Origin of the sequence: Bizionia sp. (genome assembly GCF_048259285.1) — a bacterium.
In the GTDB taxonomy this organism is placed as follows: Bacteria; Bacteroidota; Bacteroidia; order Flavobacteriales; family Flavobacteriaceae; genus Algorimicrobium; species Algorimicrobium hallyeonense.
Genome location: NZ_JBLXHU010000055.1, coordinates 1 through 9,288, shown reverse-complemented (window position 1 = coordinate 9,288; position 9,288 = coordinate 1). Strand labels below are relative to the sequence as shown.

Sequence of the window (9,288 nt, the reverse complement as noted above, 5' to 3'; positions counted from 1 at the left end):
CCATTTCTTTTTATAAGCAGGGTGTCGCTCCCCTTATCTCTTTCTATGGCGACCTGTACCTGCTTGGCCCCGGTCGATTCTATGGCGTCTGACCTAACCTTAGCGCTCAAAAGGAACCGCCCGTCACCTACTTTCTCCAGTTTTAGGGAATCCACTAATTTCGGGTTGTTTGAGGGCCAAGGAGCTACAATGTCCACGTAGCGCTTATAAATGAAATCATCCCCAAAGTTTCTGTTCCATTGGGTATAGGCCTGTACCAGATAGCGGCCCTCCGGCAAGCCCTTTTCGGGTTCAAAAGACCCCCTCCCTACCCCTTTGGACAACTTGACCAATTTACGCGACACGATTTTCCCGTCTGGACCAATCAATTCAACATGAAGTACACCGCTAATTTCCGTGAAACGGTGGGAAATTGCATCGGTTACGATGGCCTTGAACCAGATAGTTTGGTCGGTAGCGAACACTTCGGAGGCAAGCTGCAAATAGATCTTTTCGGGCGACCACCTATCTTGTGAAAAAACGGAGGTTGAAATCGACAATAATAGCAGAATGATAAACTTTCTTGACATTTTTATTTCGAATAGTAAACTTCTAACCAAACGCACACTTTAATATCTAGATATCTAGAGTTTGTACTTAAGTTAGTCATTTGAATTTATTTAAAATGAAATACCATCCTATTGGAAGGTATTAATGCTTTAAAAAATTTACTCTTTAAACATTAGCGACCTAAATACTTAAAGAAGAGAAAGCTTGTTTTATATTTTGAATATTACTTTTCCGATAATATTCTTTTGGGCAACAGGGCCAAATGACCTAGAGTCAATAGACTTGTTTCTGTTGTCCCCAATCATAAAATAGTAATCGTTTTTGAAAATATAAAATTCACTTTCTTTATTATCATAATAAAAAGAACATTCTTCTCCAATTTCACCCCCTTCTTCCCATTCCATAATATCACGATAATCCTTTATTTTGTTTGACTCAAAGCTAATCTTTAATCCTTTGTAGGGAATTACAAATTTATCCATGTTGTTTTCCGAATAGGGTGGGAATTGAATCATTGAGTTATTATGTTTGGCGTCTGGCTCGATTGCCCCGATCGAATCGACGCTTTTACAACCCATAAGCAATTTTTCCTGGTTCAAATCAAGATTGATTATAACGTAACCGGAATATTTCTGTATAATACTGCTTGAGTCCTTATTCATACACTCTTTTAAGTCATTAAAATTTCGGTACCAAACCTTTCGAAAATGACACGAGGTACGGGGAGGGTGTGCGTATCGCCCATTAATAAAAATATCCGTGTCTTTTATTTCAATTATGTCACCTGGCAGACCAACACATCTCTTCACGTATATCGTTGATTCTTTACCTACGCTGAAGACTAAAAGATCGTTTATTTTTGGTTTTTGCTTAAATTTCAGCTCTTTTAAGATTTTTGCTAGGGGGCTGCCGTAAAAAATCTTGCTAACAATTATAAAATCGTTTTTTTGTAAGGTGTTCTCCATCGAAGAACTTGGTATATGGAAAACATCAAAAAAAAATAACCTTAAAACAATCGTACTCAAAAAAAACCAAAATAAGACATTTAATAGCTTAAGAAAAAAAAAGCGAGCTATCTTTAGTCGTAAATTCAAACGCTTTTCCATAATTACAGTTATAATGATTTCATTTTTAATTGATTGTGCCTGCCGCAACCATAAACAACAGGTATTGTCGAATCAATCAACATAGTTCACACCTTGAAGTTTTAGAAAATTTTTTGCTCCATTTATTATTTCAAACGTTGTCTCGGAAGGAACTGTAACCTTTAAATTCAATATTCTATTAGCAACATTCACAGCATTTTCCATTTGATTGTTGTCGGAATACATTTTAAGCAATAAGTAATGGCTCCTAAAACTTCCTGGAACCATATTAATGGAACGTTGATAACATATTTCAGCATTTTTGTAATCTTCTATTTCCTTATAGCAATTCCCCAACACATTTTCTATTACGGAATTATTAGAATAATTCTTGGCTTTGCTCAATATATTAATGGCAGCATATGTATCCTTTGCACTATATAAAGCCAGACCATAGTCGGTAAGGAACTTCCCGTCGGTATCAAAAAACGGGTATATTAACCTGTAACCCTTAACTGCCAAATTAAAATCTTTATCCAAATAATTTTCGTGGGAATTATTCCAAACATAATAAGCTTTTGCTAGTTTCAGTGTCTTATAAAACAGTAAGCAAGAGATAGATAGACTAATCAATAGTATGTAAAATGATCTTGATTTTGATTTATTTTGGGGTTTAAAACGGTTGCAAAAGGAACTAGCCTGGTTTGCAGATAAAATTGCCACGTAAAGGATTAACACCAATTTAATAGGCAGAATTTTAGAAGGATACGAGAATAGTGAGAAGATAATTATCGACAAAATTCCGGCCATTGCCATCTCGTACAATGGTTCATTTTCTTTTAAAGTCCCTCTTCTAATAATTAAAAAATATAGCACTAGCAACAAAATTGACAATCCTAATATTCCATTTTCTACGGAAAACTGTAATGGTTCGTTAAAGGCATAAGCTGTATTCCCTGCCCTTAGCGCCATTTTTATGTTATTGTGTTTTTCAAAATATTCTGACTGATAAAGCATATAGTTACTATGGAACCTGTCATAGCCAAAACCCATAACAGGCCTATCTTTCAACATTTCCACAGTAGTTTTCAATATCAACAACCTCCCTTCAGTTGACCCTTTTTTAAAATTATATATAAAAATAATGGAAGTAATCATGCAACATATTGCCCCCAAAACCAACAAAACCTTTACAACCCTTTTCTTTGTGTTTTTTTCAAAAAAGGACTGAATATTCTTGCGATAGATATATCCTACAGTAAAGAAAATAACAATAAAGGCGGCTCTCGATCTTAATGCAGGAATTATTGTCACACACCCAATAATGTTTAAAACAACAGCAAAGTGAACGATTGCTTTTCGTATATTAATATATTTTTTCCCATCTTCAATTAGGAAATTACCATTCTTTAAGAACTGTAGGCCAATTGGAAAAACGGCTACCAAGTAACCACTGTAGGGGCCACTGTTAAAAAAACCACCTGTTACCTTTAAAACCGAACTGTTAGATTCTATCAAGCCGTATAATTGTAACCATCCTATAATGATTTGGATATTGGCACCGATAATGGCCGCAATAAGTAGCCAAGAATGATGTTTAGGTGTAAGCGATTTTATCACAAAATACAATGCCAGCAACCCCAGCAATTCGTAGAACCTTATTGAAAAACCGTAAGTGGGTTGAAAAAAATATCTATTGAACGTTATATAAACCACGAGTAGAAGAATTGAAATATCTATCCGGCCAATAGAAAAGGATTCATCAGAAACTTTCAGCTTTCCCAAAAATAAGCAGACGATTAATAGGGTTGCGAGTAAGAATATAATAAATTTTCCGGTCACTGGGGAGCGTCGAAATGGCAAGAAATCAATCGATGGCAAAAATACGTATAGAGAGAATAACAACAGCACTATCAATAAGTTAATACTATGTTCTAATCTTAATATTCTAATTTTGGTACAATCTATCTTAAGTGTCATTTCAATGTCCTTTTGCAAAATAACTTTCAGGATTCAAGGGGCTAAGGCTTTTTCAAATTTTATAGAAAGTGAGTATTACAATAATCGGAAATTATCCACATCTCCATATAGTCCATGTAAAATGAAAAAAATATTCACAAACTCCGAAACCTGTTAAACTAACGTTCGTTTACGAATATTTGCTTACCGTCCCTATAAACAAAGGGTAATTCTTCCTTACCGTGGTCCTTGTTTCTTAACCAGTATATCGTATTCTCGGGTACATTCTCAAATTTTAAAAAGTTATACTCTGCAATTTTGGAGCCTCCACTTTTCCATCTCTTATCGTAATATAAAAGCTCGTAATTATCCCCAATCACTATTCCATTGTTGGCATTTCTGGGGGCAAACCTTACTTGTGAAATGTGCTGAGGGCTTCCAAAATCGATACCTATGGAAAAAGTTGTAACGTATGTTTCTAGGTTGCCATCCAAGGCCCGCTCTACATCTTGGCTTGAAGGTAAAAGGTTACCATTCAATTTTGTATAAAGACCAACATCCACGTTTCTTAATTTTTCCTCAGACAAGATAGAAGGTTCCGACCCTTTGACAATATTCATGTTTTGATTTACTGAAGAGAACACCTCAAAAGTTGCAATATTAAGCGGTTTACCATTACTAATACACCTCACATACCTAAATTTCTTTTTTGTCGAAATAGGTAAGGCTTTCACTGAAAAATCCAAAATGTCTGATGAGCCAATGGAATAGAGGTCTATTGCATCCGAAAAATCCGCGCTGTTGGCCCCTTGTATTTTGGAGCCAATCATATCCTTCATGAACTCAATTAAATGGTATTTCAAGGGAAATTTACGAGTAAGTCGTAAGGTAATCGGATTGTTGTTGGGAGCTATTTCCATAACCTTTCTGTCGAAATCGATATGTAATGGGTTGGAGATTGGAATGAACCCATTGGAATCATAGATACCAACAATATAAGTTGCATTTACAGGAACTTTTTCAAAATTGATTTTTTTACGGTCATAATCAATCTCTCCCCAGGCAATGGGCTTCCAGCCTCTAGGGCTAAATATCGCCAAATAGCCCAATTTTCTATTGGTACTATCCTTCTTAAACTTGTAGGGAACTGAAAAGGTGGTAACCTTGTGGTATTCCTCGGTTACATCCTTCATATATGGGTTTTTGAATGTATTCGGGACGTATTCATTAATGCTGGCCAATGTTCTTGGGCACCTCTGTTTGACATACATATTTCTGTACATTTTGGATAATTCGTTTTGATGCCTGTAATCACCTAACTGTTGCCATTTAGGGGAATAATGGTGATAAATTCCTGAAGTATCCCGTACCGATACCCCATAATGTATTTTGTCCCTGTTAAAGTAACCCGAAGTATAGTCCAAATAAGCGGGAACGCCACATGCGTTTAATACCCTTACTGTCCATTCGGAATGTCGGTCGCAATCGAACTTATAAAACTGTAAAATATCGTAAAACCCTAAATTTCCGATTTTATGGCCATTGTCCTCGAAAACATCGAGACAATAGGTGGCAAAATTTAAGCGTCTCACGGTATTAGCAAGGTTTAAAGAATCATTAGAATGAACAATACCGTAAAAATAATTATTAATATAACTGGAATATGTATCCACAGATTCATTCATGCTCCTATATGTCAACAAGGTGTTCTTGAACTCGTTATAACTCAAATCCCTTGCAAAAGGGGACTTCTTCCAACAGGAAAACGCATTATCAATATGGTCAATCAACCAGTTGCAGGAGATATTTTTCAAATCGGGATAAATTCCGTTGGTTTGATTTTCCGTTTGGATATTGAATAGCAATTCCTTGCCAATACTATCTACAAAGTGCTCAAAATGTACAACTTTTTTTCTATGGAATTTTACGTCAACAGTATCAGGGTAAGTTCTTTTTATCAGGGAATCTACAAAGCCCTTTGTCGGAGCGAAATCCTTTGTGTCTAGAATATTATGAAGATAATCTGCAAACCGGAAAAGTGAAGTATCTGCCTCATGAAAGAAGATTACTTTGGTAAGCGAGTCAATTTTTTTAAATGATTCTTTTACTAAATCTGGGTAGGACTCAATCCTTTTTGATGAAAAATGACCCTTCATATTAGATATAAGAAAACAGGCCGCCCTATATTTTAAACTGTCTTGTGGATACTTTTTATAATGATCTAGCACTTTAATCAATTCCATTTTATTTTCCCCCGCTTTTTCTAAAGAGGAAAGCACACCTTTCGGATATGGATATCTTCTTAAATCCACACAATTATAGAATAGGAGAAGAAAAAATACCAATATTTGTAGATTTACCAAAAGAACAAATAATCTTTTACTCATTGGAAACAAAATAGAATATGAAGTGGAATAGCCCTTATGCTTAATAAATGTAACAAGCCAACAATCATTGGTTCTATAGTACTGTAAAGAGCCAAAGTTTCATTCCACCCTACCATAAAATGTCAATAAAAATGGGGATAATGGTGAATTACTGTTAACAGTCACTACTTTGTTTACAAAACCTTTCATGTGTTCATCACTTACAAAGATGCCAATTATCGAATCAGTCTTTCCAACAGGTAAAGGGCTATCATTAAAATAAGCTACCGTACAGCCACAAGTAGCCTCTGCGTTATAAATTAAAAATGGGTGTTGCCCTACATTCTTATATTTAAAAACCCTTTTAATTGTATCGCCTATCTTAACGGAACCTATATTGATAGTAGTATTTGTAATAAACTCAATCTTAACACTATCGTTTTGCACATTCTTAAATTCCAAATTATATTCATTATTCTTGTCTTTGTGTTTTTGATTACATCCAGTCAATCCAATAAAAAGTAATATTGTCCATAGCAATATTTTGTATTCATTTTCCATTTTCTAAAATAATTAAGTCACTAACTTTTACTGACTAGTTTTCAGATAATACATATTTAATTAATTTGTTAGAGTCCATCATTCCATATAAATGTGTGAAATTTTCTCTGTCGATAGCTATTGTATTCACTTTTCTGTCCAATTTAATTCTATTTACTGGATTCCCTTCCCAATCATAAACCAAGACAATATCGGATATATTGAAGTTTTCATCACTGTCGTTCAACAAAGGGCCACTGTAAAGGGCGAAGATATTTTTATCACTAACCGCAATATTGCGAAAGCCTTTTTTACTGTCCTTCCCTGCAACAATTTTCTTTGAATTTGGTCCTACAAGAAGATTAAAAGTAGGCAGATAGTATACTTTTTGATATTTTTTCTTTAAACGATAATTTTTGTCAACCGATATTATTTGAATTACTGCTCCTTTACCAGAAAAACAAGCAAATTCATGGAAGCTTCCTGGTCTATAGGCTACTCTATTATCCATTCTCATATTTAAATATTTGAAGTACAAAGAATCCTTTTCGCTTTGGGTTTTATTATTTTCATTTCCGGGTACTTCAATACCCGTTGTTAATTTGTTTGTATAGAGGTTCAAAACGCCAAAGGTTTTGTTATCCATATTTGAAGTTAAAAACTTACCGAATAGAATTGAATCGTTCAAGAAATAAGTATTCGAAAAAGTAATTTTTGTTGAATAAAAAATAGGTTTCGGCCTGTATTCAGATTTATTTAATAAACTGTCCCAATTATAGCGAAAGATTTTATGCGGAGAGTTTACCTGGGTAATACTAAAAACTGAATCATTGTTTGCGACACCATTTTCCATTGAAACTGCATTAATATTCATTTCGGATTCTCCATTGCCCGCAAAACCAAACTTCTCTACTAAACGGCCATCTTTTAAATTGACAATACTAAAACCCGCCTCACCTGTATTATCATTAAAAATGGCCAAGGTGTCATAAACTTCGAATTTACGGGGCCGAAATAGTATTGTGTCGCTTTGAAATCGGATTTCCTCACCTACCAGTACAATCTCATTATCTTTAGAAAAATCGTTTAACGGATTATTGTAGTTGTTAGCACAACCCAACAGAACACACGTTGCTAGTATTTTTAAACAGTATATATGTAGAGGCGGATGTATCTTATAAAATCCTTTATAAATATTCCTATAACATGTTCGTAAAATACGTATCATAAAAACAAAGCGCAACTTAAAATAATTAATCATCACAAGGTCGATTATACTAGCATATGTATGTTTTGATTTTTTGTGAATACATCCAAAAAATACTTTTTAGGGTGTTCCGTATCCAATTTTTTCCTTGATCTGTCATCAAGTAATTTAACTACATGACCAATTTGGTTGTTTTGCACGTTGCCCAAAGGTGAATCCTTGGAAAAATACTTTCTCAATAATTTGTTGGTATACTCATTGATGCCCGTTCCCAAGATACTTATGGATATATGAAAAATACATTACAACCGATTTCTTGGCGATTTTCATATGCCCAGAGATCTCCTTACCTTTGTCATTGGATTAATATGGATTCATTCCTTATAAAGTTCTTGTGCATTTACTGTGATCTTGAAGAACTTATCGATTGCATTTCCACCGACATTTTCGACTAACAGTAAGCTGGAGCACCTGTCCAAAATGCACCCTTATGCCCCTTTTCGATGATAAGGTCTTCCTTGAAGTTCCCGACAGTTTTCTTGTTTTCCACAATCGAGAGGAACTTATCTATGGCGACCCTTCCCAGTATGCCCACTATTGTCTTTTCTCAGTATCGTTTATATTTTACGTAAGAATTCCTCAAACTCTTGTAAAGTTTACCTCCAATAGCCTTGTCCTCCCATATCCTTATTTAGATGCGCTCACGACAGACCATATCTATATCCCTCAGACGTGCACTACTTGTTATCACTTAGAGGGACCATTAGTAATTCCAGAGCTTGTCCCATTCATAAAGCTACATCTTGGGCGTAAAACGCTTTTTCACATGTCCTTCCCTCATTCGCTCGTCTACAATTATTTCGGTATCTTTGGTATTGTTAACGCCCCGTCTTCCCTAGTTCCTTTCCTGCTCTTGGGAAAGGGACGACTCGGCAATGGATGCTTTATGAATATATCTATCTTCTTAAGGCCGTTTTTCAACTTCCACTCAACAACAGACCTTTGTTCCAAGGTCATTTGTTTGTAGCTCTTAACACAACTATTTGACTTTTTTGGGGAATTTTTCCTTCGGGGATACCCCCGAAGGAAAACTCCCATCAAAAACTTTCAATAGCAATTGAATCTAAGCCAAATTCCCCTTCTATGATATAATAAATCCAAGAGGCAAAATAACATATCTCCAAAACGTTAAAGCAAATCATACTTGGATACACTTTGAACTACAGTCTATTCATCTGAGATAAATCAATAAAATTTAGCAGAACCCCCTTAACTTGACAACAAATATGATAGTACAAAGTAAAACAATGAATAATCCATGAGACTTTTATATTTCTTCAAAATCATAAAGTGTATACCATTCACCACCACCCTCTTCAATACATGTATCCCAATCACTGTAAACACAAAAGCCAGATGCCTTGGCATCTTTAACCTCTATAACAGAAAAAGAATTTGCCGAACTACTATTAATGTTAACATAATTAACCGCCATCACAACAGCTACTAATAAACCACCTAATAATTTTAAATAATTTTTTGTTTTCATAATTAAAAATTTTTAAAAGATTAATAAAAATTA

7 protein-coding genes are annotated in these 9,288 nt (G+C 34.8%); all 7 read right to left on the bottom strand.

Annotation, left to right across the window (positions count from 1 at the left end):
• Positions 1 to 569, bottom strand: a 569-nt coding sequence (locus tag ACN0QX_RS14280) for a hypothetical protein (RefSeq protein WP_417197913.1), incomplete at its 3' end; no start/stop codon positions are given.
• Positions 570 to 758: 189 nt separating this feature from the next.
• A complete protein-coding gene (gene lepB / locus ACN0QX_RS14275; protein ID WP_085496269.1) occupies positions 759 to 1,655 on the bottom strand; it encodes a signal peptidase I in 897 nt (298 codons plus the stop codon).
• A gap of 72 nt (positions 1,656 to 1,727) precedes the next feature.
• The gene (locus ACN0QX_RS14270; protein ID WP_417197911.1) at positions 1,728 to 3,614 is read right to left on the bottom strand and encodes an O-antigen ligase family protein; all 1,887 of its coding nucleotides are present in this window, start codon (positions 3,612 to 3,614) and stop codon (positions 1,728 to 1,730) included.
• Positions 3,615 to 3,772: 158 nt separating this feature from the next.
• A complete protein-coding gene (locus tag ACN0QX_RS14265) occupies positions 3,773 to 5,980 on the bottom strand; it encodes a hypothetical protein (protein WP_085496264.1) in 2,208 nt (735 codons plus the stop codon).
• A gap of 99 nt (positions 5,981 to 6,079) precedes the next feature.
• Positions 6,080 to 6,520, bottom strand: coding sequence for a DUF1573 domain-containing protein (locus ACN0QX_RS14260; RefSeq protein ID WP_085496262.1), 441 nt, complete (start codon positions 6,518 to 6,520; stop codon positions 6,080 to 6,082).
• A gap of 34 nt (positions 6,521 to 6,554) precedes the next feature.
• The gene (locus tag ACN0QX_RS14255) at positions 6,555 to 7,619 is read right to left on the bottom strand and encodes a BF3164 family lipoprotein (RefSeq protein ID WP_273277549.1); all 1,065 of its coding nucleotides are present in this window, start codon (positions 7,617 to 7,619) and stop codon (positions 6,555 to 6,557) included.
• 1,414 nt (positions 7,620 to 9,033) lie between these two features.
• On the bottom strand, positions 9,034 to 9,255 hold the full coding sequence (locus tag ACN0QX_RS14250; RefSeq protein WP_085496254.1) for a hypothetical protein: 222 nt from the start codon (positions 9,253 to 9,255) through the stop codon (positions 9,034 to 9,036).
• Between the last annotated feature and the right edge of the window lie 33 nt (positions 9,256 to 9,288).

Bases quoted from the DNA above. Each gene is read 5' to 3' on its own strand.
- lepB (WP_085496269.1), bottom strand. From the start codon at position 1,655: ATGGAAAAGCGTTTGAATTTACGACTAAAGATAGCTCGCTTTTTTTTT.
- ACN0QX_RS14270 (WP_417197911.1), bottom strand. From the start codon at position 3,614: ATGACACTTAAGATAGATTGTACCAAAATTAGAATATTAAGATTAGAA.
- ACN0QX_RS14265 (WP_085496264.1), bottom strand. From the start codon at position 5,980: ATGAGTAAAAGATTATTTGTTCTTTTGGTAAATCTACAAATATTGGTA.
- ACN0QX_RS14260 (WP_085496262.1), bottom strand. From the start codon at position 6,520: ATGGAAAATGAATACAAAATATTGCTATGGACAATATTACTTTTTATT.
- ACN0QX_RS14250 (WP_085496254.1), bottom strand. From the start codon at position 9,255: ATGAAAACAAAAAATTATTTAAAATTATTAGGTGGTTTATTAGTAGCT.